Annotated in this window: 26 protein-coding genes and 1 pseudogene; 5 read left to right on the top strand and 22 right to left on the bottom strand. The window is 73.2% G+C overall.

Annotated elements, in window-relative coordinates:
• Positions 1-110: 110 nt before the first annotated feature.
• From ABEB00_RS06700 to ABEB00_RS06760, 13 genes are all read right to left on the bottom strand, one after another.
• Complete coding sequence (locus ABEB00_RS06700) at positions 111-344, bottom strand: hypothetical protein (protein WP_345617979.1); 234 nt, start codon at positions 342-344, stop codon at positions 111-113.
• Positions 345-500: 156 nt separating this feature from the next.
• Complete coding sequence (locus ABEB00_RS06705) at positions 501-2399, bottom strand: DUF2264 domain-containing protein (protein ID WP_345618065.1); 1899 nt, start codon at positions 2397-2399, stop codon at positions 501-503.
• A gap of 210 nt (positions 2400-2609) precedes the next feature.
• The gene (locus tag ABEB00_RS06710) at positions 2610-2879 is read right to left on the bottom strand and encodes a gas vesicle protein K (RefSeq protein WP_425586450.1); all 270 of its coding nucleotides are present in this window, start codon (positions 2877-2879) and stop codon (positions 2610-2612) included.
• Positions 2880-2899: 20 nt separating this feature from the next.
• Positions 2900-3109, bottom strand: a complete 210-nt coding sequence (locus tag ABEB00_RS06715; protein WP_345618066.1) for a gas vesicle protein — start codon at positions 3107-3109, stop codon at positions 2900-2902.
• Positions 3110-3171: 62 nt separating this feature from the next.
• Positions 3172-4041, bottom strand: coding sequence for a GvpL/GvpF family gas vesicle protein (locus ABEB00_RS06720; protein WP_345617981.1), 870 nt, complete (start codon positions 4039-4041; stop codon positions 3172-3174).
• Positions 4038-4379, bottom strand: a complete 342-nt coding sequence (locus ABEB00_RS06725; RefSeq protein ID WP_345617982.1) for a gas vesicle protein — start codon at positions 4377-4379, stop codon at positions 4038-4040. The genes ABEB00_RS06720 and ABEB00_RS06725 overlap by 4 nt, the downstream gene beginning before the upstream one ends.
• Before the next feature lie 18 nt (positions 4380-4397).
• The gene (locus tag ABEB00_RS06730; protein WP_345617983.1) at positions 4398-5435 is read right to left on the bottom strand and encodes an SRPBCC family protein; all 1038 of its coding nucleotides are present in this window, start codon (positions 5433-5435) and stop codon (positions 4398-4400) included.
• The gene (locus ABEB00_RS06735; protein ID WP_345617984.1) at positions 5432-6115 is read right to left on the bottom strand and encodes a hypothetical protein; all 684 of its coding nucleotides are present in this window, start codon (positions 6113-6115) and stop codon (positions 5432-5434) included. Before ABEB00_RS06735 ends, ABEB00_RS06730 begins: the two co-directional genes overlap by 4 nt.
• A complete protein-coding gene (locus ABEB00_RS06740) occupies positions 6112-6381 on the bottom strand; it encodes a gas vesicle protein GvpG (protein WP_345617985.1) in 270 nt (89 codons plus the stop codon). Before ABEB00_RS06740 ends, ABEB00_RS06735 begins: the two co-directional genes overlap by 4 nt.
• Positions 6382-6385: 4 nt before the next feature.
• Positions 6386-7147, bottom strand: coding sequence for a GvpL/GvpF family gas vesicle protein (locus tag ABEB00_RS06745; protein ID WP_345617986.1), 762 nt, complete (start codon positions 7145-7147; stop codon positions 6386-6388).
• Positions 7144-7701, bottom strand: coding sequence for a gas vesicle structural protein GvpA (locus tag ABEB00_RS06750; RefSeq protein WP_345617987.1), 558 nt, complete (start codon positions 7699-7701; stop codon positions 7144-7146). The genes ABEB00_RS06745 and ABEB00_RS06750 overlap by 4 nt, the downstream gene beginning before the upstream one ends.
• 37 nt (positions 7702-7738) lie before the next feature.
• On the bottom strand, positions 7739-8056 hold the full coding sequence (locus tag ABEB00_RS06755) for a gas vesicle protein GvpO (protein WP_345617988.1): 318 nt from the start codon (positions 8054-8056) through the stop codon (positions 7739-7741).
• A 419-nt stretch (positions 8057-8475) separates the two neighbouring features.
• A complete protein-coding gene (locus ABEB00_RS06760) occupies positions 8476-9189 on the bottom strand; it encodes a nitroreductase (RefSeq protein ID WP_345617989.1) in 714 nt (237 codons plus the stop codon).
• Between the two features lie 18 nt (positions 9190-9207).
• On the opposite strand from ABEB00_RS06760, the gene ABEB00_RS06765 reads away from it, so the two are divergent.
• The gene (locus ABEB00_RS06765; RefSeq protein ID WP_345617990.1) at positions 9208-9408 is read left to right on the top strand and encodes a hypothetical protein; all 201 of its coding nucleotides are present in this window, start codon (positions 9208-9210) and stop codon (positions 9406-9408) included.
• A 159-nt stretch (positions 9409-9567) separates the two neighbouring features.
• Here the strand turns inward: ABEB00_RS06765 and ABEB00_RS06770 are convergent, their stop codons facing one another.
• Entirely contained in the window at positions 9568-10314 is a 747-nt protein-coding gene (locus ABEB00_RS06770; protein WP_425586445.1) for an NADPH-dependent F420 reductase, read from the bottom strand.
• Between the two features lie 202 nt (positions 10315-10516).
• Positions 10517-11143, bottom strand: coding sequence for a TetR/AcrR family transcriptional regulator (locus tag ABEB00_RS06775; RefSeq protein WP_345617992.1), 627 nt, complete (start codon positions 11141-11143; stop codon positions 10517-10519).
• A gap of 508 nt (positions 11144-11651) precedes the next feature.
• Here ABEB00_RS06775 and ABEB00_RS06780 point away from each other — a divergent pair.
• Complete coding sequence (locus ABEB00_RS06780) at positions 11652-13241, top strand: DHA2 family efflux MFS transporter permease subunit (RefSeq protein WP_345617993.1); 1590 nt, start codon at positions 11652-11654, stop codon at positions 13239-13241.
• A gap of 356 nt (positions 13242-13597) precedes the next feature.
• Here ABEB00_RS06780 and ABEB00_RS06785 read toward each other — a convergent pair.
• The 3 genes and pseudogenes from ABEB00_RS06785 to ABEB00_RS06795 all read right to left on the bottom strand — a co-directional run.
• Positions 13598-14018 (bottom strand): annotated as a pseudogene (locus ABEB00_RS06785) (transposase); the annotation flags it as partial.
• A gap of 235 nt (positions 14019-14253) precedes the next feature.
• Positions 14254-14904, bottom strand: coding sequence for a class I SAM-dependent methyltransferase (locus ABEB00_RS06790; RefSeq protein ID WP_345617994.1), 651 nt, complete (start codon positions 14902-14904; stop codon positions 14254-14256).
• 114 nt (positions 14905-15018) lie between these two features.
• Positions 15019-15558 carry a TetR-like C-terminal domain-containing protein gene (locus ABEB00_RS06795; protein WP_345618067.1) on the bottom strand — a complete coding sequence of 180 codons (540 nt, stop codon included), beginning with the start codon at positions 15556-15558 and terminating at the stop codon, positions 15019-15021.
• Positions 15559-15851: 293 nt separating this feature from the next.
• On the opposite strand from ABEB00_RS06795, the gene ABEB00_RS06800 reads away from it, so the two are divergent.
• The 3 genes from ABEB00_RS06800 to ABEB00_RS06810 all read left to right on the top strand — a co-directional run bounded on the left by ABEB00_RS06800 (position 15852) and on the right by ABEB00_RS06810 (position 20769).
• The gene (locus ABEB00_RS06800; RefSeq protein WP_345617996.1) at positions 15852-16865 is read left to right on the top strand and encodes a zinc-binding dehydrogenase; all 1014 of its coding nucleotides are present in this window, start codon (positions 15852-15854) and stop codon (positions 16863-16865) included.
• A 98-nt stretch (positions 16866-16963) separates the two neighbouring features.
• The gene (locus ABEB00_RS06805; RefSeq protein WP_345617998.1) at positions 16964-18895 is read left to right on the top strand and encodes a DUF1996 domain-containing protein; all 1932 of its coding nucleotides are present in this window, start codon (positions 16964-16966) and stop codon (positions 18893-18895) included.
• A gap of 185 nt (positions 18896-19080) precedes the next feature.
• Complete coding sequence (locus ABEB00_RS06810; protein WP_345618000.1) at positions 19081-20769, top strand: hypothetical protein; 1689 nt, start codon at positions 19081-19083, stop codon at positions 20767-20769.
• 30 nt (positions 20770-20799) lie between these two features.
• Here the strand turns inward: ABEB00_RS06810 and ABEB00_RS06815 are convergent, their stop codons facing one another.
• The 4 genes from ABEB00_RS06815 to ABEB00_RS06830 form a co-directional block, all read right to left on the bottom strand.
• Positions 20800-22107, bottom strand: coding sequence for a phytase (locus ABEB00_RS06815; RefSeq protein WP_345618002.1), 1308 nt, complete (start codon positions 22105-22107; stop codon positions 20800-20802).
• A gap of 249 nt (positions 22108-22356) precedes the next feature.
• The gene (locus ABEB00_RS06820; protein WP_345618003.1) at positions 22357-23100 is read right to left on the bottom strand and encodes a S1 family peptidase; all 744 of its coding nucleotides are present in this window, start codon (positions 23098-23100) and stop codon (positions 22357-22359) included.
• 111 nt (positions 23101-23211) lie between these two features.
• Complete coding sequence (locus ABEB00_RS06825; RefSeq protein WP_345618005.1) at positions 23212-23562, bottom strand: ArsR/SmtB family transcription factor; 351 nt, start codon at positions 23560-23562, stop codon at positions 23212-23214.
• An 84-nt stretch (positions 23563-23646) separates the two neighbouring features.
• Positions 23647-24549, bottom strand: coding sequence for an NAD-dependent protein deacetylase (locus ABEB00_RS06830; RefSeq protein ID WP_345618007.1), 903 nt, complete (start codon positions 24547-24549; stop codon positions 23647-23649).
• Positions 24550-24732: the final 183 nt, after the last annotated feature.

The raw sequence follows: 24732 nt of genomic DNA on the forward strand, positions 1-24732 counted from the left end.
CGGGTGAGTCGTCAACCTGGGGGTCGGGGGCTGGGGAGGGGGGCTGTGGGCTGAGGGCGGTAGGAGGGGCTGGGGGAGGGCTGGGGGAGGACTGGGAAAGGGCCGGGGCCTCAGACGATCGTCTCGCCGTCGTGGCTGCCGCCGTGGCAGTGCTGGGTGAATGTCCCCGAGCCCGAACCGTCCGACGAGATGATGATCAAGCCGCCGCCGGCGAGACACTGCGAGGCGCTGACGTCGGCCGGTCCGCGCGCCGGGCCGCAGCGTTGCGCCGCGGCCGCCGCCGGGGCACCGAGGGCGACGGCCAGGGCCAGGACGGCGGCCGACGCGTACGACGACTTCTTCATGACAGCTCCAGTTCCGGCGCTCGGGACCCGTGCGGTACCAGCCTCGGGGGCGAGGCCGCGGGCCGCGACCGGAAGCGGGCGGGCGGGGGACGCCGGTGCCGTACGCCTGCGGTACCCCGCGCGCCCGCAGGGGGGCGCCGAACGGACGCCAGGGCTCTAACCCGCCTGGTGCGTCACCGAGACCGGATCGAAGCGGACTCGGGTGACCCGACCGTCGGCCCAGGTCACCGCGGTGTCCGTCCCGTCGACCGCGACGCCGGTGACGGCCTTCGCCGGTGGCACCGGGGCCGGGGCGGCGGCCGTGAGGGCCGCCAGGCAGACGTGGACGGAGGTGCCGTCCGCCGCGCCGATGAGCCGGGGCACCTCCGCCCAGCGGGTGAACGCGGTGCCCTGCGGCGCGCGGAGCGTCCCGGGGCGCGCGTCGAAGCCGTACAGCCCGTGCAGCTCCGACACCAGTCCCTCCCCGGGGCCGGTGGCCCAGCCCGTCTGCACGATCCGCGCACCCGCCGGCGCCCCCGTCACCCGGTGCACCCGCAGTTCGTACGCCCCCACCGCCACCGTCACGCTCTCCACCCGCAGTCCCGGCACCATCGCGGGCCCGGCGCGGAAGACGGGCCGGTGCCAGGAGGCCGCCCAGCCCCAGCCGTCGCCGTGGCCCGCGCCCAGCGGACGGATGCGGCGGCGGACGCTGCCCCGTCCGGCCACCTCCACCGACAGGTGGTTGTCCGCCGCGTTCCCGGCCGCCGTCGGACCGGTCCGGGTCGAGTACGCCTGCCGCCCGTAGTGCGGGTCGTCCTCGGCGGCCGACTCGGCCTCGTGCGGCCCGACGTGGTCGCTGCCGTGATTGTGCAGCCGTACGATCCCGTCGCCTCGGGTCGCCTGCACGAGCAGCCCCGGCGCGGGCAGGGACAGTACCCGGTCGGACACCTCCACCGGCGCGGGCTCTTCGACGGCCGTCCACAGCGGGTGCCCGGCGGGCGCGAGCAGCGACACGAACGCCTTCGACGCCCAGTAGGGCGAGGCGGGACCGGAGTACGACTGGAGGGTGGCCTCGTGCGGGCCGTGCCAGCCGAGGCTCAGCAGCCCGTCCCCGGTGAACGCCCCGCGTTCCAGGAAGTACCGCAGACTGCCGCTCGCCACCCGGCGCGAGGCCCCCGGCGACAGCGGTGTGTGCCCCGTCAGCGCGCCCAGGCCCACGGCGGCCGAGGCAGCGAAGCGGTACGTCAGGGACCGGCCGAAGTGCACCGGAGCCCCGTCCGCGCCGAACAGCAGCCCGTAGCCGTCGAGGTGCGCGCGCAGCCGGGCACCGTGGTGCGCCAGCGACTCGGCGTCACCGGCGAGATACGCGTCCAGCACCGGGTACAGGTGCAGCGCCCAGCCGTTGTAGTGGTCGAAGGCGCGGCCGTCGCCGTCGGCGTACCAGCCCCCGCCCCGGTACCAGCCCGCCAGCAGTTCCCGCGCCCGCCCCCGCGCCCGGGCCGTCTCGGCGTCGCCCCGGCCCACCGACTCCAGGAACCCGGCGACCGTGTACGGGAACAGGTACCAGTTGTTCGGCGCGGGTGTGTGCCGCAGCGCCCCGCGCAGCCACTCCTCCGCCCGGTCCCGGACCCCGGCGTCGAGGTGGTTCCACAGCCAGGGCGCGGTCAGCCGCAGGCCGAGCGCGACGGACGCGGACTCCACCATCGGCTGGCCCCGCACATCGTGGTCGAGGATCAGCGGCCAGGACTCGGCGTCCGCCCGGCCCGGCGTCCGGGTGCCCGCCGCCAGGCCGCGCGCGTACCGCTCCAGCAGACCGTGCGGATCGTCGCCGCCGGCCCCGGCCACCCGGAAGGCGGCGGCGAGGAACGTACGGGCGTAACCCTCCAGGCCGTCCGAGCGCACACCCGAACGGGACGGCCGCCCCGGCAGATCGAGCAGCGCGCCGCCCGGGGTGCTCCAGCGCCACGCGGCGGCCAGCGAGCCGTCGGCCACCGCCTCCCAGTGCGCGCGGGTGCACCCGGTGTACGGGCTCGACGCCCGGTCCTCGGCGGGGAGAGCGAAGGGGACGCCGGGGATGCCGGGGATGTCTGAGACGCTCTTGCGAGCTGCGCGGGCACCGTCGAGCGGACCCTGCCGTGCCCCCGGAACGCACCGACGACTGTCCTCGACCGGCTCCCGCACCAGGTGCCTCCCCGCCCGGGCAGGTGCACCCGAGAATGTTCGTCTGAGCGATCGCGTTCATCATAGGGATCGCCCGGTGGGGTGGCCGGTGTCCGGGACCGGCGGTCAGGGTTCGGGATCGGCGAGGAGCGGGCCCAGCGGGCCGAGATCGAGATTGAGGTCCTCCCGGCGCAGGCCGTGCTGTTCGCACAGCTCGTCCATGCGCTGGTCCAGCAGCATCAGCGCGGTGCCCAGCCGGTCCTCCTGCGCGGCGCTGAGCGACCCGTCGTCGAAGCGCCGCACGGCCTGCCGCTCCATGAGCTGGCGCAGCAGTTCGACCACGGTCAGCACCAGGGCGGCCAGGTCGTTGGTGACCCGCTCGGGGTCCAGGTCCATGAGGCTCTCGCGCGGCCCGGTCACAGCGGCCCGCTGTCGGCCCAGGGGGCCGGCACCCGCTCGTTCACCGACGACAGCAGGGCGTGCAGCGAGATCCGGACCAGTGGCACGTCGGCGATGGCCAGCACCAGATCCCCGCTGACCACCACGCCGGTCGCCAGCACCCGGTCCAGCAGGTCGACGAGGGGCACGCCGATCGGCGCGTACGGCTCCGGCTCGTCCCACGGCACGTGCGTGACGGCGGGCGGGCGCGTCGCCGGCGTGTAGGGGAGGGCCGTCCCCGTCGGGTTCGTCATGTGCACACCTCCTGCCACTCCGGCGCGCTCTCCTCGTCCCACCGGGCGAAGGAGTACGGAATCCAGGGGCCGGACACGGCGATCTCGACGCCCAGCGCGTCCGCCTGCGCACCGATCCGGGCGAGCGCCTCGGTGAACTCCGCCCGCCGCGCGTCGTCCACCAGATAGGCGGCGTTGAGGAGTTGCGGCGTGCGGCGGCCGGTGAGCGACTCGCTCTGCGGGCGGTGCCGGGTGGCCTCGACGGCGTACCGGCGCAGCTCCGCGTCGACGCCGCGCGCCGCGGCCGACGCCCTGCCCTGGGCGTCCTGCCGGACCCGGCGCCGGACGCTGGCCCGGCTGAGGTACGCCCGCCCGTCGGCCCCGGCACCCGCGGCGGACCCGTCGGAGGGGGCGGCGGCAGGGGTAGGGGTAGTGGGTGGAGTGGGGGTGGGGGCAGGGGCGGTTTCGGCGGTGTGCACCTTGACCGCCCACTCGGTACGACCCTCCAGCCGGTCGAGCAGTGCGGTGAGCGCGGCCTCCCTGGAGGTGACGGCCTCGGCCGCGCTCCGGTCGGAGCGGTACAGGGTGGCCATCGGCAGAGGGACGGCCGGGCCCGGCCGGGCGGCGGCCTCGACACCCCGGTGGTGGGCCCGGGCGCACCGCTCCAGGTCGGCGGGGTGGTTGAGGCGGGCGGTGAGCGCCGCCTCGTCGAACGACGCCGCGGGAACGTCCTGTACGACGAGGTGCAGGTCTCCGGCGCGCAGGAGCCGCAGGGGGCCGCCCTCCTCGTGACCCCGCGCGGCGGCGAGGGCACCGGGGGAGGGCGGGGTGCGGGTGGCGGCGAAGGCGCAGACGAGGTGGCCGGATGTTCCCGGGCGCTCGGTCACCGGACCTCCTCGGTCTCGTCGTCGGCGCGCTCCAGGGCCCCCAACCGCTCGCGGAGCCGCGCGTTCTCCTCGGCGAGCGCGTCCCGGGCGGCCCGCGAGGACAGTGCCGGATCGGTCTCCCACCAGTCGATGCCGGCCTTCTTCGCGGTGTCCACCGAGGCGATGAACAGACGCAGCCGGATGGTGAGCAACTCGATGTCCAGCAGGTCGATCTTGATGTCGCCCGCGATGACGATGCCCTTGTCCAGGACCCGCTCCAGCAGGTCCGCGAGATTGCCGGTGACGGGCGCGTAGGGCTGCGGCTCCACAGACGCGTACCGCTGGTCGACGTCGGTCACGATGCGCTCCCCGGCAGCTCAGCGCCGGGGACGGGAACGGGGGCGGGAACGGGGACGAGGGCGCTCGGCATCGTCGCTGTCCTCCTCGTCCCCCTCGTCCCGGTCGATGTCCTCGTCGTGCTCCTCGCCGTTCTCGTCCTCGTACTCGCCGTTCTCGTCGTAGTCCTCGTCGTTGTTCTCGGCATCGGTCTCTTCGCCGTCCCCGTCGTGGTCGTCGTCGTACTCGCCGTCCTCATCGTCCCCACCGTCCCCGTCGTCCTCGCTCTGGGCGGCTTCCTCTTCCTCCATCGCCTCCTCGTGGGTCTTGACGACCTCGCCTTCGCGGATCTCCCCGCGCCAGCCCTCGATCTCCTCCTCCCCCTGGAGGGTGACGAACCGCACGAAGTGCTTCAGGTCGAGCCGCAGCCGGCGCCCCTGGGCGCGCCACAGGTTGCCGGTCTTCTCGAAGAAGCCCGCCGGGTAGTACTCGACGACCACGATGATCCGGGTCAGGGACGGTGCGAGCGAGTGGAAGGTGATCGAGCCGGTGGTACTGCCCTTGGCGCCCTCGGAGGTCCAGACGATCCGCTCGTCGGGCACCTGCTCCTGGACTTTCGCCTTCCAACTGCGGGCGGAGGGACCGACCTTGACGTTCCAGTCGGAGTTCGTCTCGTCGTTCTTGCTGACACTGCGGACGCCCTTGGTGAACCGGCTGAAGTCCTCGAACCGTGTCCACTGGTCGTAGGCGGTGCGCAGCGGGACACCGACGTCGACGGACTCCATGATGTGCGTGGCCTTGACGGAGCCGCCCCCCGCTCCGCTTCCGGAGCCGCCCTTCGCCTTGCCGTCGGGGCTTTCGTCGTCGCCTCCGCCTCCGCCTCCGCCTCCGCCTTCGTCTCCGCCGCCTCCGCTGCCATTGGCGAGGCCGGTCAGCCGTTGGGTGAGCCCCTTGACGCCGGCTCCGGCCCGGTCGGTGAGACCGGAGCCCTTGGCGGAGAGGTAGCCGCCGAGGGCGTCCTTGAGGCCCTCCAGCCCAGACGGTCCGCCGTTCGCCGCTTTGCCGGGGTCGGGGGTCATCCGCGCCCACCTCCCCGGGTGCCGCGCTTGGCGGGAGCGGCCGTCTTCTGGGCGCTCTTCTTCGCCGGGGTCTTCTTGGCGGCCGCTTTCTTCGCGGCGGGCCGCCGGCCCGGGTCCCTCTCGGGCGGCGGGGCCTTCTTCGCCGCCTTCTTCGCGGTCTTCCGGGGCGGCGGAGGCGGCTCCTCCTCGTCCTCCTCGTCCTCTTCTTCCTCGTCCTCTTCTTCGCCCTCGTCGTCCTCCTCGTCCTCGAAGTCGTCGCGGTCCTCGTCGTCCCGGTCGTCCGCGGTGTTCCCGTCGTTCCCGTCGTCCTCGAACTCGCCGTCCGCGTCCGCGTCGTCGTCCGTGTCCGCGTCATCGTCACGGCTTCCCGCGTCGGTGAGTGTGGCGGTGCGGTCGCGGAGTACTTCGGTGAACCGGTCCAGGCGGCGGTTGGCGGCGGCCGTGACGGCCGCGCGCCCGGCGGTGAGCAGCTCACCGCGCACCTGTTCCGTCAGTTCCTGGAGCTGCGGGGTCTGCTGAAGTCTGCCCAGCCCCTGGGACAGCACCTGTCCCGGGCTGATGCCCAGCCGCTTTCCCGCGAGATAGGAGCCGACGGCGAGGGCGAGTTTCGCCTTCTTCGTGCGGCCCATGAGGTAGCCGCCGGCCACGGCTGCCGCCAGCGCCGCCTTGTTGTCGCTCATACGTGCCTTCCCTGCGATCGGTCCGTGGCCGTGACCGGCCCGGTCTGGCCTTCGAGGAGGGTGAGCAGCCGCTCCTCCTCCCGTTCGAAGGCCGCCTCGTCGATGTCGCCCGCGTCCAGGGCGTGGTTGAGGGCGGTCAGCCGTGCCTGCACGGCACGCGGGTCGTGGGACTGGCGCCGCGCCTCTCGCAGCAGGTGGTCGGCGACCCAGATGGTGCCGTGCACCGGAGCCAGAGGCAGCAGCAGGAGGCCGCTCACGAGTCCCACCGCGTCACCGCCCGGCCGGCGCGGGGCGCGCGTCGACGAAGCTGTAGCACGGCAGCGGCCCGGTCACGCCGAGGGCAAGCCGGTCCCCGTGCTCCCGGGCCCGCGCGGCCACCTCCCGCCGGAACGCCTGTTCGTCGGCGGCGCGCACCAGGAACGACGTACTGAGCACCCGTTCCTCGTCCAGTGGACCGTCGGAGGTCCGGACGGCGAGCGGCGTCAGACGGGCGAGGACCACCTGCGCCGCCCGCCGGGCCTCGCGGTGCACGGCACGGGCGAGCGCCTCGCCGAGCCGGACGTTTGCCTCGTAGTCGGGCCGGAGCCGGGTCCGCAGGGCCAGCGTCCGGAGCTTGTCGTCCCGGCGCACCAGGTCCGGGAGGCAGCCCGGCGCCACGGTCGCCTTGACGTTCATCTCGACGCAGCCCCGGATGCCGTCCAGTTGCCGCAGCAGATGCGCCTCCTCGGACCGCAGTTGGGCACGCAGCGTGTCCGGCCGCGGGGTGAGCACGGCGAACCGCATGGGCAGTACGGGCCCCCGCGCGGCCAGTTCGTCCAGTACCGCCTGGTGGGCCATCAGGTCACGGCGGCGCGCCCGGGGCCGGACCGGTGCCGACGAGACGGCCGCGCAGAGCCCGGACTCGGTCAGCAGCCGCACCTCGGCGCCGTCCACGCCGGCGGCGCGCGGCACCGGCACACCGGCGGCGGCGATGCCGTAGACGTACAGGGTGTCCAGGCCGTCGGCGGGGGGCGCGCTCGGGTGGACGCTCATTCCTCGGCCTCCGCCCGGCGGCGGACGCGCGAACGCGGACGGTCCTCGTCGTCCTCGTGCCGGGACGAGGAGGGCCGGCTGCGGGGCCGGGCCGCGCTCCGCTCGCGCGCCCGGCCCCCGCCGCGTCCGCGCGGGGCCACCGCCTCCTCCTCGCGCTCCTCAACCTCGAAGTCCCGGGGGTCGCCGGGGTCCTCGGGGTCCTCGGGGTTCTCGGGGGAGAGGACACCGCGCACCTTGTCGGTCAGCGAGCGACCCGCCCGCTTCGCGCCGGCCCGGCCTATCGTCTTGGCGACCGGGCCGCCGAACAGTTCGGGAACGGTCTTGGAGCGCACGTCGTGCTCCAGGTCCAGGCGGTTGCACGCCTCGGCGAACCGCAGATACGTGTCGACGCTGGCCACCACGATCCGGGCGTCCACCTTGAGGATCTCGATGCCGACGAGGGAGACGCGTACGAAGACGTCGATCACCATGCCCCGGTCGAGGATGAGTTCGAGTACGTCGTAGAGGGTGCCGGCGCGGGGCGCGCAGACGACCTCGTCGTCGTAGGTGAGCATGCGACGGTCCTTCCGGGAGCGGGCCTCGGGCGGCCCGTCACTGGTCCTGGGCGCCTCGCCGGTAGCGGGCGGTCCGGCGGTACTGCAACAGCTCGCCCTCCGGGTCCAGCTCCACCCGGTAGGTGGCGAGCAGGCTGGTGGTGTCGGGAATCCGCGCGAGTTCCAGGACGTCCACGTCGACGATCCAGCCGTCGTCCTCGCCGCGGCACACCGCGGAGACGCCCTCCAAACGGTGGTGGAGAAGCTCGGCCAGCCCGTCGGCGGCGGAACGGGCCGCGTCCCGGGCGCCCCGCACCGCGGGCCTGCGCTTGGTGGGGGACGCCGTGCCACGCCCGCGCTCGCGAGGTTCTGTCATGCGGTCCACTCTGAGCGCGCGGGACGACGGGCGCGTGCGCAGTTGCCCCATCCGGGGGGTGCGTCGCGGAGCATGGCGAACAGGACGCTGATGCGCTGGCGGGCGAGGACTGCGGCGGTCCTGACGCCGACGCCGGGCGTCGAGGTCAGGACCGGGGAAAGAGGGTGGGCCTCCAGCAGGGTGTTGATCTGTGTTTCCAGGGCCCGGGATTGCACCGGGCCGGACGGTGGCCGGACCTCTGATCAGCGTCTCCGACGACACCTCCCGGGCCAGGTGACACCACCCCCCCAGGTCATGCCTTCGACAGGGGGGGCCAACAGTCATGCCGGACCCGAAGGTCGGAGGCCCCATGTAGCCGTCGATCCGGAATTTGTCGGCAACATCCCGATCGCCTACCCGGTGCCGCCGACCGAGAGGTGCTATCGCTCGTCGAGGACTCCGGGGGTGTCGTGCAGGACGACGCTCTGCTCCAGCGGGGCGCGTCCCATGTGGAAGCCGTTCACCGGGGCAGCCAGGTCGGCGGCGCCGAAGGAGATGCCGAACAGCAGCTTGAGCCCCTTGGGAACGTCCAGGAACTCGCGGACGGTGTCGGCGTACTGTCCGAGCATGGTCTGCGGAATGCCTCCGAGGCCCCGGGCCGTCAGGGACAGCAGGAAGTTCTGTGCGTACATGCCGATGTCCCCGGCCGCCCGCACCCCGTCGCCGAACGCCGGCATGAAGAGGAAAGCGGCGTGGGGGGCGCCGAAGAATTCCAGGTTCTCACGGGCGTGTGCGTACCTTGACGCCTGGTCCGAGCGGGATATTCCCACGGACTGATAGACGGTCGCGGCGTGCTCATGGGCCCGGTCGAGGTAGGTGCCCTCGCCGAAGTCTGCGTAGCTGAAGGAGAAGTCAGGGGAGAACCGCTTCTCCTCGTCGGCCTTGAGCAGTTCCTTGCTCAAGGCGTCGCGTGCCGCGCCCGAGACGACGTGCACCGTCCACGGCTGGGTGTTGCAGTTCGACGGGGCTGCTTGGGCGTCTTCCAGAATGCCGCGGATGTCCGACGGGGGCAGCGGGGTGGGCAGGAACTTCCGGACGGAGAACCGGGAGCGCATGATGTCGGTGATGGGCGAGGGTGTGGGGGTGGCGGGCAAGACGATTCCCTTTCAAGGGTGGACGGTTGCGGTGACCACCTGCGTTCCGGCAGCCCGCTGAAGGCGCTGAAGTACTTTTCCATGGCCCGCAGCCACTGCCGACGCCTCTCGGAGGCGTCATCGAGTTCGGCGATGTCCGCCCGGCGGGCCACCAGTTCCGCGGAGCGCGTCCGCGCCACGGCCGCCGGCAGCACCTCCCGCGTCGGCAAATACCGGTAGAGCGTACGGTTCTTGCGTGTTTCTATGGTCCCGATGAAAACGGAGGATGGCTCCGGATAGATTCGAGCCTAAAACGGAGGAGGTGTCCGGTCAAGCGGCCTGGTGCCGGGCGCGTACTGCTCGACGGCCGATGTGCGCGTACCGGGCACACCTCGGGGGTCACATGAACAGGGCCCGGTTCAGGCGGACGATGTACTTCGCCTCGGGGTTGGTCGTGGCGTCCCCGACCCTTTCCTGGACCGCGGCAACGGCCAGGTCGCGCCGCCGGGGCAGGCGCTCGGCCTCTGCCGCGGCCAGCGCGTCCGGCATCTCCTCGCGGGTGAGGTCGGTGCAGTAGCAGGGTGCGCCCGGCTGCTGGCGCCAGGAGTCCGCGAGCGTGCCGGCGTGGAAGGCGTCGAACCCGGTGTCCTCGACCAGTGCCATGGCCGCCTGGCGGTCCTGGTCGCGGTCGGCGGCGACGGGGACGGCGATGCGGCCCGGGCTTCCCGCGGGCCTGTCCTTGGTCGCGAACGAGTGGGAACCGATCGCGTTCCACGCCTTGGCGATCGGCCGGCCCAGATGTTCGGTGACCCACAGGCTCTCGGTCTGGCCGGCGTCGATGGCCTCGATCCGGCCGTCCCGCGCCGGGTAGTAGTTCGACGTGTCGACGACGGCCGTGTCGGCCGGTACGGCGGCGATCAGCGGCGCTACCTGAGGCAGACGGATCAGGGGAATCGAGAGGATCACGACGTCGACGTCCGCCGCGGCCTCCGCCGCGGTGACCGCACGTCCGCCCGAGGACAGCACGTCGGCCTCGATCGTGTGCGGGCCGCGCGAGTTGGCGACCTTCACGTCATGTCCTGCGGCACTGAGCCGCTGGGTCAGGGTCTTGCCGATGTGTCCTACGCCCAAAATGCCGATCTTCATGGTGGATCTCCTTGCGTCGAGTCGAGGGGGGGAAAGGAAGCCGGTCGGCGGCTGGCGCGGCGCCCGCATTCCCCCGGCATGCGGGGGCAACGCGGCCGACCGGGCAGGCTCTGGCCGGTGACCGGTGACCGGTGACCGGTGACCGGCGGTGAATCCTTCAGGGACTGTCCTGCGGAAAGTCGTCGCGCTTGTTCGCTTGCGTTTACGGCGCTGAAGGGCCTTCGTCGCTGTCGGGCGTTGGTTGCCTCGCGGGCGTCTCCCACCCGGTGCGCATGAGGGAGACCAGCGCGTCGGGCGAGGACTCGTCGGCCAGGGCGGCGCCACGGGCCCAGGCCGTGGCCAGCGTGCTGAGGAACAGGTCACGTCCCCGCACCCGGGGATTGGCGTGGCCGTCGCGCTGAGCCGCGCGGAGGAAGTCCTCGGTGGTCGTGACGAAGCCCTGGCAGGTGAGCGCCAGCGGGGACGTGCCTTCGGTCAGTGCGGCCCGCAGGGGTTCGGGCAGGCCGTCGAAGGCGGTCACCCATTTGTCCAGCGCCTGAAGCCACTGTGTGAGCGCGGCGCGGGAGTCGGTCACCTCGCGCTGGATGGCGATGCGGCGGGCTTCCAGTTCTTCGTCGCGGGCCTGCAGCAGGGCAGCCAGCAGCGCCTCCCGGTTGGGGAAGTGCCGGTAGAGCGTGCCAGGGCCGACACCGGCCCGCTTGGCGATGGCGTCCAGGGAGCCGGTGATGCCCTGCTCGGCGAAGAACTCCTCCGCGACCTCCAGGATGTGTGTGCGGTTGCGCTGCTTGTCCGTCCGCTGCCGGCGCTCGCCGGCGGCTGCCTCACCCATGTCCGTGCACCTCTCGTCGGCCATCGGAGGCTATCTCCACATTGCCGTTGACGAAACGGAGACCGCCTCCTTATCTGTTCCGATGTTACCGCCGGCCTTGGCGGGCATGCGCCACTCCGGCCGCGGCCGGCTCCACTTCACTCACGGACGTGCGTGTGAGGGCGATGCGCTGATCGCCGCCGCCTGTCGGCTGTGAGCCCGGGGCGTCCGTTGGTCGCTCGCGTCCAGGCGCCTTCCGTGGGTTCGGGCGCGCCCGCTCGGCCGTCGTTGACAGGCGGAGAGTGCCTCCGTATCGTTCTCGAGTGAACGGAGACTATCTCCGTTTCTCTCTGGTCCGTCGAAGCGTCGGACGGGGCCCTGGTGGCCCCTGCGGATCGCCGGCGGCTCACTGGCTGCTGACGTCCTTGCGCATGCCGGGTGCGGGCCCGCCGACGGGCCCCGGACCCGACCCTGCCCCGCCGACGGGCCGGGCACGTCGCAGCGACTGATCTGCTCCACACCTCACGAGATGGCGAGCGCGTACATGACCACCCCACCGGCATCTGGCGTCGCAGCCGCGGCACCGACGACCCGCTCCGGCGATCGGCTCCCACCGGGTGTCGCCCTGGTCATCGGGGTCCTGATGGTCTCGACGTTCATCGTCTTCCTCAACGAGATGCTCCTCGGCGTCGCCCTGCCCACGCTGATCGCGGACTTCGGGGTCAGCCCGAGCACCGGGCAGTGGGTCACGACCGGCTTCCTGCTGACCATGGCCGTGCTGATCCCCGCCAGCGGATTCGTGATGCGGCGGTTCCACATGCGAACGGTCTTCCTGGTCGCGATGTCACTGTTCCTCGTCGGGACGACGCTCGCCGCGCTTGCGCCGACGTTCGCCTTCCTGGTGGCCGGCCGGGTCATCCAGGCCTCCGGCACCGCCGTCTTCCTGCCCCTGTTGATGACCACGACGCTGCGCTTGGTCCCGGCCGGCCGCCGCGGCCAGATGATGGCGATCACGACGGCCGTCCCGTCCGTGGCACCGGCCCTCGGGCCGGCGCCGTCGGGTCTCGTGCTGTCTGCACTGAGCTGGCGCTGGCTGTTCATCCTGATGCTGCCGATCGCGGTTGCCGCCCTGGCGCTGGGCGCGTGGAAGCTGCGCAACACCACCACCCCGGAACCGGTGGCCCTGGACGTGCCGTCGTTGCTGCTGTCCGCGATCGGGTTCGGCGGCCTGGTCTACGGACTCTCCCTGATCGGCGAGGCGTCTGCCGGGCACTCCCCGGTCTCGCCGTACCTGCCGATCGCGGTGGGCCTGGCGGGTCTGGTGGCGTTCGTCCTGCGACAGATCCCCCTGCAGCGTCGCGACAGCGCGTTCCTGGACATGCGGATCTTCCTGCGGAAGTCGTTCGTCGTGCCGATCCTGGTGATGGTGTTCGTCGCGGGCAACGGGATCGGTCTGCTGGTCGTGGTCCCGCTGGTGCTGACCGACGTCACCGGCCTGAGCACCCTCCAGCTCGGCCTCTTCCTGATCCCGGGCGGGGCGGCGATCTCGATCGTGTCGGCCCTGAGCGGCCGCTTCTACGACCGTTTCGGCCCGCGTCCGCTGGTGGTTCCCGGTGCGATCGTCTGGCTGGCCGTCCTGTGGTTCCTCAGCCGGGTGGACGAGAGCACGGGCGTGATCACGCTGATCCTGGCGTGGCTGGTGTTCACCAGCGCGATGGCCGCGATGTGGGCGCCGCTCACGACCAGTGCGATGGGCGCCCTGCGGACCCAGCTCTACCCGCACGGCACCGCGGCCTTCGCCACCGTCCAGCAGCTCGCCGGTGCCGGTTTCGGTGCGGTGTTCATCTCGGCCTACACCATCGGTTCCGGTGCCCGGGACGCCGGCGTGCTCACCACGGCGCAGGCCGAGTCCGCCGGACAGGCGGCCTTCATCACCGCCTGGGCCATCGGCCTGCTCGTGCTGGTGGGCGCTCTCTTCGTCGGCCGGACACCGACTCCGGCCGCCGACGGGACGGTCGCTGCCGCGCCGGGGCCGGTCAGCGACGAGACGGGCGACGACGAGGCCGTCGGCGGCGCGTCGGCCGTCGACGAAGCGGTCTGCAAGGCGGGGGCCCGGTGACCGCGGACAGGAAGCTCGTCCTCGGGATGGGGCTGATCGATGGATACGGTGGCCTGCACGGTGCCTGGCGTGCCCCGCACGTGGACCCCGGGACCTACGCCGACGTCGATTCCACCGTGCGTCATGCGAGAGCCGCCGAGCGCGGCAGGTTCGCCTTCCTCTTCACTTCGTCGCGACCGGGTCGACGACGTTCCAGGAACCGTTCAACACGGCACGCGGGCGCGCTCCACGCCGACCACCTTCAGGAGTGCTTCGAGGCGTGAGCCGCCGACGGCTTCTGGGTGACACCCGACATCTACGAGGACGGCATCGACGCATTCGTCGACTGAGGTTGAACTCGAATGCCGTGTTGCCGATCAGGCGGGTGCGATGGTCAAGCCGGCCTCGGTGAGACAGCCGTCCGTGAGGTGGCTGCGGTACTGGATGTGCCGCAGGCCGCGCCGGATGGTCTGCACGAGGTGTTCTGGGTGCTGAAGGCGACGTCGGAGAGCCATCCACGCCGCAGGAGTGACCAGATGCCTTCGATGGGGTTGAGGCCGGGTGCATAGGGCGGCAGGTAGGAGATGGTCAGCAAGCCCCGGATTCGGCGAACTCGCGCAGTCCGGCGACCTTGTGGACGTCGAGGTCGTCCCAGACGAGTACGCGCCAGGAGAAGCTCTTGCGCCCGTCACGGTGGCCGTCGTCGCGGCGGGGCCGGTAGATCGGCCTTGACCGGTGGCCGGGTTTGTAGCGGGCCAGAGCTGCGATGGATATGCGTCTGCGGGAACGTCCGCGGACCTCCCAGCCATGCGCGGCCGACCCCTCGGCCAGCTCCGCCTCCAACCGCGTGATGTCGGGCAGGCGCTTGTCGAACGCCTTCTTTCCGGCCGGGGTGACGGCGGTGGCCCGGAGGCCAGCGGTCCCGTTGCAGGACCGCGAAAAACATGACGGGGCGGGCGCGGCACCGTAGCGGGAGACGGCTGGTGGCGGCCGCCCAGCGGGAGCCGGTTCGTGGCGGCGGCCCGCCGCTCGATCAGGGGGCTGCGGTGGCCCGGCGCCGGCAGTGCAGGAAGAGGTGCGGTTCCGGTACGGCGTCCGGGTGGACGGGTGTGAACAGCACTTCCTCCCGGTCCAGCACTTCCAGGCCGGCCGCGTCCACCACGGCCGCGAGGCCCGGTGCGGCGAAACTGCTCACCCGGACCGGCCGGCCCATGAACACCCCGTCCACGGCCGCCACGTCCAGCGGCACGGTGGCGAGCACCAGCAGACCCGCCGGGGTCAGGGCCCGGGCCAGCCGCCCGAGCAGGCCGGCCTGGTCCCGGCGGTCCATCTGGAGCAGTGAGAAGTACACGCACACGGCGTCGTAGGAGCCGTCCGCGAGCGGCTCGTCCAGGATGTCGGCGCACCGGAAGGACGCGCCCCGCACCTGCCGGGCGGCGAGGCCGGTCATGACGGGGGAGACGTCGATGCCCAGGACGTCATGACCGGCCCGCGCGAGGGTCTCGGCGGTGGGGCGGCCCGTGCCGCTGCCGACGTCCAGCACCCGGCTCCCGGGCCCGAGCCGGCCGAGCAGCCACTGGAGGGAACGCCGGTGCGCCTCGGAACCGGCGAACGCCCGCTCGTAGGCGGAGCCCAGCGCGTCGAAGACGGCCGCGGGGTCCGGCCGGCGCCGTTCGTCGCTCACGGTGGTCCCTCCGATGGTCGGTGCCCGGCATCGTTCCACCGGCGGCCCCGCACCGACAACCGGCGGCGCTTGAACGATCATCGGCGGCACTCCACCGGCCACCGCACCCGCGCCTCAGCGGGTGCGCGGCCGGGCCCCGTCCAGCGCCAGGTCGACCAGCCCGGTCACCAGCGTCTCGTCGAGGGGGGCCGCGCTGAGCAGGACCCGGACGAACAGCGGCCCGCTCACCGCCTCGACCACCAGTCCGGGATCGGCGTCCGCGGCCAGCTCACCGCGGTCGGCGCCGCGCCGGACCAGTACTCCCGCGCGTTCGAGGCGGCAGCTCCAGTACGGAAGGCGGCGGTCGTCGAGCGTGCCGTCCCGTTCCACGCTCAGCCGCAGCAGCGCCTGTCCCTGGGCGGTGCCGAGCAGCCGGGCCAGCGACGAGAAGAAGACCACCAGGTCCTCCCGTACCCGCCCGGTGTCCGGGATCGGCAGCGCGGAGTCCAGTTCGGTCGTCAGCGCGTCCAGGATCAGGTTCTCGCGCGTCTTCCAGCGGCGGTAGACGGACGTCTCGTGCACCCCGGCCGCACGGGCGACGGCGGCGACGGTCGTCCCGGTGAGGCCCTCGCCGGACAGCAGTTCCACCACGGCGCCGAGCACGGCCTGCCGCATCCGCTCCCCGCGGCGGCGCAGCGGAGGAGGGGCGACGGCCGGCCCGGGCACCGGTGAAGCCGAAGCCGAAGCCGAAGCCGAAGCCGAAGCCGGATCTGAAGCCGGATCTGAAGCCGGATCTGAAGCTGAAGCTGAACGTGAGGGTGAGGGTCGGTGCGGGGGTGACGTTTCGGGGCCGGTCATCGTCCCAGCCTAAAGCAGGTCGACTTGCGTCGGGTGTACCGTGAGAAGCACAACGCAAGACGACCTGCGACGCAGCGCCGGGGTCGCCACGCACCGAGAGAGGTCCTGTCATGGCGCAGATGCTCGCCGCCCGCCTGCACGTTCCGAGCCGCACCCTGCGGATGGAAGAGGTGCCCCGTCCGCAGCCGGGGCCGGGCGAGGTGCTCGTCAAGGTCGAGGCGGCCGGGGTCTGCCTGTCCGACGTCCACCTCATCGACGGCACCCTCACCCCCCTCCTGCTCCGGGGCGACACCGTCACCCTCGGCCACGAGGTGTCCGGCACGATCGCCGAGACCGGCGACGGCGTCACCGCCTGGACCCCCGGACAGCGTGTGGTGCTCCACGCCGGCGAGGAGCGCGGCGGCGTCGTCCACACGCGCGGTGTCGACTACGACGGCGGCTGGGCCGAGTACGCCCTGTCCGCCGCCGGTGCCCTGACCCTGCTGCCCGACGCCATCCCCTTCGACCAGGGCGCGATCATCCCCGACGCGGTGTCCACGCCGTGGGGAGCGATCACCGAGACCGGTGCGGTCCGGCCCGCCGAGGCGGTCGGCGTCTGGGGCGTCGGCGGCCTCGGGGTGCACGCCGTGCAACTGCTGCGGATGGTCGGTGCCTGCCCGATCGTGGCCCTCGACCCCAGCCCCGTCGCCCGCGAACGGGCCCTGGCCGCCGGTGCCGACCTGGCGCTGGACTCGGCCGACCCCGGGCTGCGCGAGGCGATCGCGGCCGTGACCGGCGGGACCGGGCTGGCCGCCGCCTTCGACTTCGCGGGCGTGCCCGCCGTACGCGAACAGGCGCTCACCGTCCTCGCGCCCAAGGGACGGCTCGTCCTGGTGGGCCTGACCGACAAGCCGCTCAACGTCGCCGACGGCACCCGGTTCAGCTACCTCCAGCAGCGCATCCTCGGCCACTACGGCTCTGACATGCCGGTCTCCCTGCCGCAGCTCCTGCGCCTGATCGAGGGCGGACGGCTCGACTTCTCCGGGTCCATCAGCGGCGTACTGCCGCTCGCCCAGGCCGCGGCAGCGGTCGCGAGGCTGGAGAAGAAGGAGGGCAACCCGATCCGGCTGATCCTGCGCCCCTGATCTCCGGGGCACCTGAACACATCCGCCCCCGGGTCCGTATGGAGCCGGGGGCATCGCCATGTCCGGGTCCCCGGAGGTCCACGACACAGGAGCACGCCTTGGGACGCAACAGGCGCAGACGCCCTACGGGCGCACGACGCGCGACCTTCTCGGCCGTCGCGCTGATACTGGGCGGCGGCGGTCTGGTGGGCGTCAACGTGTACGCCTCGGCGACCGGCGCCGACCCGCACTCCGCGGTGCCGCTGGGGAGTTCCGGTGTCGCCGCCACCGTCGACTGCCCGGACCTCGCCACCCGGCTGACCGAGGTGCCGGAGGCGGCGGGACGGGACGTCGACGCCGAACTCGCCCGCCTGGACGAGCAGATCGCCGCCGCCTACCGCCAACTCCAGGAGGCCGCCCGCACCGCCGACGACGGGGCCCTCGACGAGCGCGCGATCCTCGATCCGCTCCGCGCGGACCGGGCGGGGACGATCGGGCGCATCGCCGCCGCCCTCGACCGGGCCGGCCAGAGCCCCGAGGGCCTGGACACCCTCGCCGAGTGCTCCCTGCGCCGCACCGAGGTCCCCGCCTCCGCGAGCGCCACGGAAAGCCAGGCAGGCGACGGCCGGGGTCAGGACCAAGGCCAGGAAGAGGGCGGCCGGCCCGGTGACGGACAGGAAGGCAACGGCGGGCAGGCCGGGAACGGCCCGGTGGCCGCGGACTACGCCGACATCACCGGCGTGGCACCCGACGCCGCCACCCCGCGCCGCGCCGGCGACGCCTCGCGCGGCACCTTCACCACCGAGTGCGGGGTCAACGCGGACGGCCTGTTCAACTCCGACAACATCATCGCCGCCCCCGGCGTCGCCAACGGCGCCCACCACTTCCACGACTACGTCGGCAACCAGGGCAACAACGCCTTCGCGAGCGACGAGGACCTGGCCGGCGCCGCCACGAGCTGCGCGGACCAGCGCGACAGGTCGTCGTACTACTGGCCCGTCCTGCGGCTGCAGAACGGTACGGACGAACAGGACGCCGAGTCGCCAGGCGGCGGCGTCGAGGGCAACGCGGGCGAGATCGTCACCCCGGCGGAGGTGACCCTGACCTTCGAGGGCAATCCGCGCGGCGAGGTCACCGCCATGCCGCGGCTGCTGCGTGTCATCACCGGCGATGCCAAGGCGTTCGTCAACGGCTCCGTCAACGCCAACGCCTCCTGGAGCTGCACCGGCTTCGAGGACCGGCAGCTCAAGGACAAGTACCCGCTCTGCCCGGGTGGCAGCGACGTGGTGCGCACCTTCCGGTTCCAGAGCTGCTGGGACGGCCGCAACACCGACAGCGCCAACCACCGCACCCACGTGGCCTTCGCCACCGCCGACGGCACCTGCCCCGACGGGTTCCGTCCCATCCCGCGACTGGTGCAGCGGGTCGTCTACGACGTCGACGCGCCGAGCCTCCAGGACGGCGGCCGGACCACGCCGCTGTTCGCCGTGGACTCCTTCCCCGAGCAGTTGCACAAGCCGGTCACCGACCACAGCGACTTCGTCAACGTCTTCGACGAGGACCTCATGCGGGAGGCGGTCGACTGCGTCAACGACGGCCGGACGTGCGGAGCGGGCACACCCCCGCCCACCGACGACCCGGGCCAGGGCGAGGACCCGGACGAGGACCCCGGCCAGGACGAGGACCCCGGCCAGGACCCGGGCCAAGGCGAGGACCCGGGCCAAGGCGAGGACCCGCAGGAAGAGCCCACGCGGAGCGCCGAACCGACGCGGACGACCCGACCCTCGGAACCCCGTCCCGATGCCGACGCCGATGCCGACGCCAATTCCGCCGCTCCGGCGGAGGAGACGACAGCGAGCGAGTCCTCGGCCGAGGCGTCCGGCGCCGCCGAGCCCAGGGCCGCCACCCCACCCGCGACCGGACCGCAGGGCACGCGAGGCGGCCTCGCCGATACGGGCTCGGATCTCGGGCTGTGGCCCGCCGCGGCCGGGGCCGTCCTGGTGGCCGGCGGCTGCCTGCTCCTGCACCGCACCAGACGGCGCACCGGCTGAGACCGGCTGAGACCGGCCGGGACCGGCCAGGACCGGCCGAGACCGGATCCGAAGCGGCGTACTCCCGTCGAACGGCGCGAACAGGGCGCTGCCGTGCGGTATATGTCCGGGGACCGGTTCCGGTTCCGGCTCCGGTCCCGGTACCCGGACGGCGGCGGCGACGCGCGGGGCGACAGGGGAGACGTATGGACTACTACGACCTGGGGAGCCACGGGCGCCCCGTGACGACGGTGTCGGACGAGGCCCAGACCTGGTTCGACCGCGGCCTCGTCTGGACGTACGCCTTCCACCACGAGGAGGCCGTCCGCTGCTTCGAGGCCGCCGTCGCGGCGGACCCGGAGTGCGCCATGGCGTACTGGGGCATCGCCTACGCCCTCGGCCCCCACTACAACAAGCCCTGGGAGGCGTTCGACGGCCAGGAACTGGTGCGGACCGTCGACCGCGCCCACGCGGCCGTCGAACGCGCCCACGAGAAGGCCGCGAAGGCCACCTGGGTGGAACGCGCCCTGATCGACGCGCTGCGCGCCCGCTATCCGCAGGCGCGGGCGGCCGCCGACTGCTCGGTGTGGAACGAGCCGTACGCCGACGCCATGCGCGCCGTCCACGAGGCGGCCCCCGACGACCTGGACGTCGCCGCGCTGCACGCCGACGCGCTCATGAACCTGACGCCCTGGCAGCTCTGGGACCTGCCCACCGGCCGCCCCGCCGAGGGCGCCCGCACCCTGGAGGCCAAAGCCGTCCTCGACCGCGCCCTCGCCACCGACGCCGGCCGTGAACACCCGGGCCTGGTCCACCTCTACGTCCACCTGATGGAGATGTCCCCCACCCCCGAGGCCGCCCTCGGCATCGCCGACCGGCTGCGCGACCTGGTGCCCGACGCGGGCCACCTCCTGCACATGCCCTCGCACCTGGAGGTGCTCTGCGGCGACTACCGCCGGGCGGTGTCGGACAACACCGCCGCGATCGCCGCCGACGAGAAGTACCGGGTGCGCGCCGGCGCGATGAACTTCTACACCCTGTACCGCGCGCACAATCACCACTTCAGGATCTACGGCGCGATGTTCCTCGGCCGCTCCCGCCAGGCGCTGGAGGCCGCGGCGGAACTGGAGGCGTCGATCCCCGAGGAACTGCTGCGCGTCGAGAGCCCGCCGATGGCCGACTGGCTGGAGGGGTTCCTCGCCATGCGGGTGCACGTACTGATCCGGTTCGGCCGCTGGACGGACCTCCTCGCCCTGCCGCTGCCCGCCGACACCCGCCTGTACTGCGTGACGACCGCGATGCTGCACTACGCGCGCGGCGTCGCCCTCTCGGCCACCGGCAGGGTCACCGAGGCGGAGGCCGAGCGCGTCCTGTTCCGCGAGGCGGCGGCCCGGGTGCCAAGCTCCCGCACCCTGTTCAACAACACCTGCGTCGACCTCCTCGCCGTCGCCGCCGCGATGCTCGACGGCGAACTGGCCTACCGCAGGGGCGAGTACGACACCGCGTTCGCCGCCCTGGAGCGGTCGGTCGCGCTGGACGACTCCCTTCCGTACGACGAGCCGTGGGGCTGGATGCAGCCCACCCGGCACGCCTACGGCGCGCTCCTGCTGGAACAGGGCCACGTCGCCGAGGCGGAGGCGGTGTACCGGGCCGACCTCGGCCTGGACGACACCCTGCCGCGCGCCCGCCAGCACCCGGGCAACGTCTGGGCCCTGCACGGCCTGCACGAGTGCCTGGTCCGGCTGGGGCGGGCGGGGGAGGCGCGGATCGTGAACCGGCAGTTGCGGACGGCCGCCGCGCTGGCGGACGTACCGGTCGAGGCGTCCTGCTGCTGCCGTCTCCAGGCGTTCGACGGCGCCGGGGACACGGCCGGCTGCCGCGCCTCCGGGCACTGAACGACGCGGCCCCTCCCGGGCCCGCCCGGGTCAGCCGCCGAGCGCGTCCTTCACGTCGCCGAGGTCGACGAACTTGAAGTTGGTGACGGCGGTCTCGCCGTCGCCGGGGGCGTCGTGACCGTCCTGGACGACGAGCAGACCCTCGGGATAGCGGGAGCCGAGCGGCTGGTTCAGGACGGCCGCGCCGTCGCACTCCTCGGAGCCGTCCAGCGCGGCCGAGGCGGCGGTGACCCGGAAGCCGCCCACGTAGGCGTTGCCCGCACCGGTGTCCCGGTCGTAGGCGGCGAAGGTGTCGTCACCCTGGCTGGAGGCGAGCAGCCGGCCGGCACCGCCCTTGCCCTGAAGGAGCGTCAGGCCCTCGACGTCGGTGCTGATCCGCTTGCCGCCGTAACCGGGATCGGCCCCGGCGACGCACTCCTCGGTGGCCTCGTCGTAGGTGCCCGGAACCCCGAACTCCCGGACCTTGTCCAGCAGTCGGGGAGTGCCCTTGAGGTCGGCGCGCAGCCGCCAGATGCCGACGTCCTCCTGACCGGCGTACAGGACACCGCTGACCGGGTCGACCGTCATGCCCTCGACCTGCGGCGCCTCGCCCGGTTCCGCGCAGGGCGACCAGGACGTGCCGTCGGGCAGGCGGAAGGAGGAGGGCAGGTCCAGCGTGCGGACCTCGCGGTAGCCGACCCGGCCGCCGGCGGTCGCGGTCAGCTCCAGCAGGGCGAGGGTGGTGCGCTCGCGGCGGCTGACCAGGGCGTAGGAGCGGCCGGTGGTCCGGTCGGTCCAGGTGGCCAGGCCGTACGCGGTGCGCTCCTCGTTGATCTCGGCCTGGTCGGCGGAGAACACCGGCGCGGCGGCCGGGTCGGTGACGTCCGTCAGCGGCCGGCCGGGCGAGGCGGGGTCGATGCGGTAGACGCGGAGCCGGTCGTTGCCCCGGTCGGTGGTCACCGCGAGGTCGGCCCGGCCCGTGGTGAGCCTCAGGCCGTGCACGAGGTCGACGTTGTTGAAGCGGCCGGGCGCGTCGTCCGGTCCCGGGCCGGGCGGCGCCGGCACCGACTGCACCACCTCGGCGTCGAGGTCGTAGACGCGCAGCCCGCCCTCCTTGGCGGTGGCGACGACGAGGCTGCGGTCCGGGTCGGCCGGATTCCGCCAGATCGCGGGGTCGTCGGCGTCGGCGTTGCCGCCGGCCTCGTCGTCGCGCAGCGGCGGCGTCTCCACGCGGGGACGCACGGACGGCAGGCCGTGACCGCCGGGTCCGCCGTGCGCGGCGGCCGCCGTGGCCGGGAGGACGGCGACGGCCGCGGTGAGGGCGCAGACGGTGAGCCGCCTGAGGGGGTGCCTGGTCACGCCGGTGCTCCTGACGTCGTAGACATGACAGTGGAACTCAGGTGGGATCCTGCTGCCGGACCGGGTCCGCGAGTGATCCTGGCGGTGACGCCCCGGCGTCCGGCGGAGGAACGGCACGCGCCGCGAGCCGGGAACACCGCACGGCCGTCGCCGGGCCCGACCGCCCCGGCACGTCCGCACGACGGCGCGGCGGGAAGCGACGCGGTGCCGCTGACCTTGTCCACCATCGCCGAGCTGGCGGTGGGCGCCTCAGTAGACGCTCAGGCCGTACACCGACAGCCACTCGGTCACCGGCTGGTAGTAGGTGAACCCGCCTGAGGTGCAGTTCCCGGTGCTGCCGACGATGATGCCGAGAGCCGTGCCGCCCGAGAAGGCCGGGCCGCCGACGTCTCCGGGCTCGGAGCAGATGGTGGACCGGAAGAGTCCGGACACGGTTCCCCCGCCGTAGTTGACGGTGACGTTCACTGCCTGGACGGTTCCGCAGCGGTACCCGGTGGTCCGCCCGACGTGGCAGACCGACTGCCCGACGACGGGATTGGCCGCGCCGGTGATGTCGAGGGTGCCGGCGGCGCCCAGCGAGACCTCGCCCGGGTGGGCGACCGTCGACGTATTGGTGTACCGGACGGTCGCGTAGTCGTTGCCCGGGAAACTCACCCCCGCGGTGACGCCGGCGCCGACGGTCAGGGTGGCGTCGGCGTACCAGGTGCTCACGCCCTGGGCGCACCGGCCCGAAACGAGCGCGTACTGCGTGGCGCCTGAGCGGGCGTTGAACCCGACGGTGCAGCGGGTGCTGGTGCTGTACAGGGTGTCGCCCCCGCGCACCGAGACGACCGCCGCCCGCTGCTCCGCCCGCTCCCCGGCGAAGGCGGCGGATCCGGCGGCGGTGGCGGACCAGCCGAAGAGCAGCGCCAGTACGACGGATGACTGGACGAAGGCCCGGACGGCGGTCCGGACGGCGGTTCGCGGGGATCTTTCGGAACGCGTGGGACTCACGGCGGGCCTCCTATGGCATGTGCCTGCCATTCTGTGCCGTCCCGGGCCGGGCAGGTCAGGCCGAAAGCCGCCAACCACACGGCCCCGGCCGCGGACCGCCCGCGCGGGCGGTCAGCGCGCCGCGCCCGCTTCGTCCTGTACGGCGGTGGCCACGAGCGCCGCGAAGAGGTCCGGGAAACGCTCCTCCATCTCCTGGGTGCGGAGCGCGTTCATCTTGGTGGTCCCGACGTAGTACTGCCGGATGACACCGGCCTCGCGCAGGACGTTGAAGTGGTGCGTCAGGGTCGACAGGGAGACCGGCACGTCGAACGTGCCGCAACTGATGTCCTTCCCGGCTCCCGCGAGCTGGGCCACCACGGTGCGCCGGACGGGGTCCACCAGGGCTTCGAGGAACCGCTGCAGGGGGACCTCCGCAACGTCAGGGTGCTCCACGGTCCGGGCGGAGGTGCGGGGGCGGGCCATGACGACTCCCTTCGCTTCGGCGGAGCGGGCGGACGGGTCCGACCGCTCGGGTCCGACCGCTGGAATCCGACTGCTCGGGTCCGGCTACCGCGCCGTGCTCCCGCCGTCGACGGGGAGGCCCAGGCGGTCGGCGACGGTGGTGAGGGCCGTTCCGAGGGGGAGCGCCACCCGGGTGGCGGCGTACCGGTCGCCCCGGGTCGGGTCGCGGTTGACGATCAGCACCGGTGTGCCGGCCTGGGCCGCCTGCCGGACGAACCGGAGGCCGGACATCACCGTCAGCGAGGAGCCCAGGACCAGCAGGGTGGTCGCCGCGCGGACCAGCTCGCGGCAGTGCTCGACCCGCTGCGGCGGTACGGACTCGCCGAAGAACACCACGTCCGGTTTGAGGATGCCGCCGCAGACCGTGCAGGGCACCACGCGGAAGTCTCCGACCTGCTCGTCGGTGAGGTCCGCGTCGCCGTCCGGGTTGATTCCGGCGGCCACCGGATCGAAGCCCGGATTGGCCTCGTGGAGGCGCCGGGCGAGGTCGCGGCGCGGACTGAAGGTGCCGCAGGACAGGCAGACGACCCGGTCGAGGCTTCCGTGCAGTTCCACGACGCCCTCGCTGCCCGCGGCCTGGTGCAGGCCGTCCACGTTCTGGGTGATCACGCCGGTCAGCAGCCCGTGCCGTCCGAACGCGGCCACGGCCCGGTGCCCGGCATTGGGGCGGGCCCGGCCGAAGGTGCGCCAGCCCAGATGGCTGCGGGCCCAGTACCGGCGCCGGGCCTGGGCGTCGCCGGTGAAGTCCTGGTAGGTCATCGGGGTGTGCCGGCTCAGGCTGCCGCCCTCGCCCCGGTAGTCGGGAATGCCCGACTCGGTGGAGAGGCCCGCTCCGCTGAGCACCAGCACACCACCGGCGCCGAGCGCGTCGGCGACCGGCCGCGGATCCGTGGTGCCCGGGGGCAGGTCCGGCGCGGGGGTCCAGCTCAGAGTGGGGCGCATGCGCATGCCGCCAGGGTACGGAACAGGCGCGGTCGGCGGCGTGGCCCGCCGCCCTCGGTCCCGTTCGCGGCGGACCCACCGCCGGCCGAGGGCGCTGCCCGCATACGCCGAGGGCGCTGCCCGCACGGGCCGAGGGCGCTGCCCGCACACGGGGGAGGCCCGCCACGGCTCGCGCGGTGACGGACCGGC

Origin of the sequence: Streptomyces ziwulingensis, from assembly GCF_039542605.1 — a bacterium.
In the GTDB taxonomy this organism is placed as follows: Bacteria; Actinomycetota; Actinomycetes; order Streptomycetales; family Streptomycetaceae; genus Streptomyces; species Streptomyces ziwulingensis.

What these genes read in the sequence shown, in the direction of transcription:
- ABEB00_RS06700 (WP_345617979.1), bottom strand. Translation starts at nt 344, where the DNA reads ATGAAGAAGTCGTCGTACGCGTCGGCCGCCGTCCTGGCCCTGGCCGTC.
- ABEB00_RS06710 (WP_425586450.1), bottom strand. Translation starts at nt 2,879, where the DNA reads ATGGACCTGGACCCCGAGCGGGTCACCAACGACCTGGCCGCCCTGGTG.
- ABEB00_RS06730 (WP_345617983.1), bottom strand. Translation starts at nt 5,435, where the DNA reads ATGACCCCCGACCCCGGCAAAGCGGCGAACGGCGGACCGTCTGGGCTG.
- ABEB00_RS06735 (WP_345617984.1), bottom strand. Translation starts at nt 6,115, where the DNA reads ATGAGCGACAACAAGGCGGCGCTGGCGGCAGCCGTGGCCGGCGGCTAC.
- ABEB00_RS06745 (WP_345617986.1), bottom strand. Translation starts at nt 7,147, where the DNA reads ATGAGCGTCCACCCGAGCGCGCCCCCCGCCGACGGCCTGGACACCCTG.
- ABEB00_RS06750 (WP_345617987.1), bottom strand. Translation starts at nt 7,701, where the DNA reads ATGCTCACCTACGACGACGAGGTCGTCTGCGCGCCCCGCGCCGGCACC.
- ABEB00_RS06755 (WP_345617988.1), bottom strand. Translation starts at nt 8,056, where the DNA reads ATGACAGAACCTCGCGAGCGCGGGCGTGGCACGGCGTCCCCCACCAAG.
- ABEB00_RS06770 (WP_425586445.1), bottom strand. Translation starts at nt 10,314, where the DNA reads ATGAAGATCGGCATTTTGGGCGTAGGACACATCGGCAAGACCCTGACC.
- ABEB00_RS06775 (WP_345617992.1), bottom strand. Translation starts at nt 11,143, where the DNA reads ATGGGTGAGGCAGCCGCCGGCGAGCGCCGGCAGCGGACGGACAAGCAG.
- ABEB00_RS06780 (WP_345617993.1), top strand. Translation starts at nt 11,652, where the DNA reads ATGGCGAGCGCGTACATGACCACCCCACCGGCATCTGGCGTCGCAGCC.
- ABEB00_RS06795 (WP_345618067.1), bottom strand. Translation starts at nt 15,558, where the DNA reads ATGCGGCAGGCCGTGCTCGGCGCCGTGGTGGAACTGCTGTCCGGCGAG.
- ABEB00_RS06800 (WP_345617996.1), top strand. Translation starts at nt 15,852, where the DNA reads ATGGCGCAGATGCTCGCCGCCCGCCTGCACGTTCCGAGCCGCACCCTG.
- ABEB00_RS06810 (WP_345618000.1), top strand. Translation starts at nt 19,081, where the DNA reads ATGGACTACTACGACCTGGGGAGCCACGGGCGCCCCGTGACGACGGTG.
- ABEB00_RS06825 (WP_345618005.1), bottom strand. Translation starts at nt 23,562, where the DNA reads ATGGCCCGCCCCCGCACCTCCGCCCGGACCGTGGAGCACCCTGACGTT.
- ABEB00_RS06830 (WP_345618007.1), bottom strand. Translation starts at nt 24,549, where the DNA reads ATGCGCATGCGCCCCACTCTGAGCTGGACCCCCGCGCCGGACCTGCCC.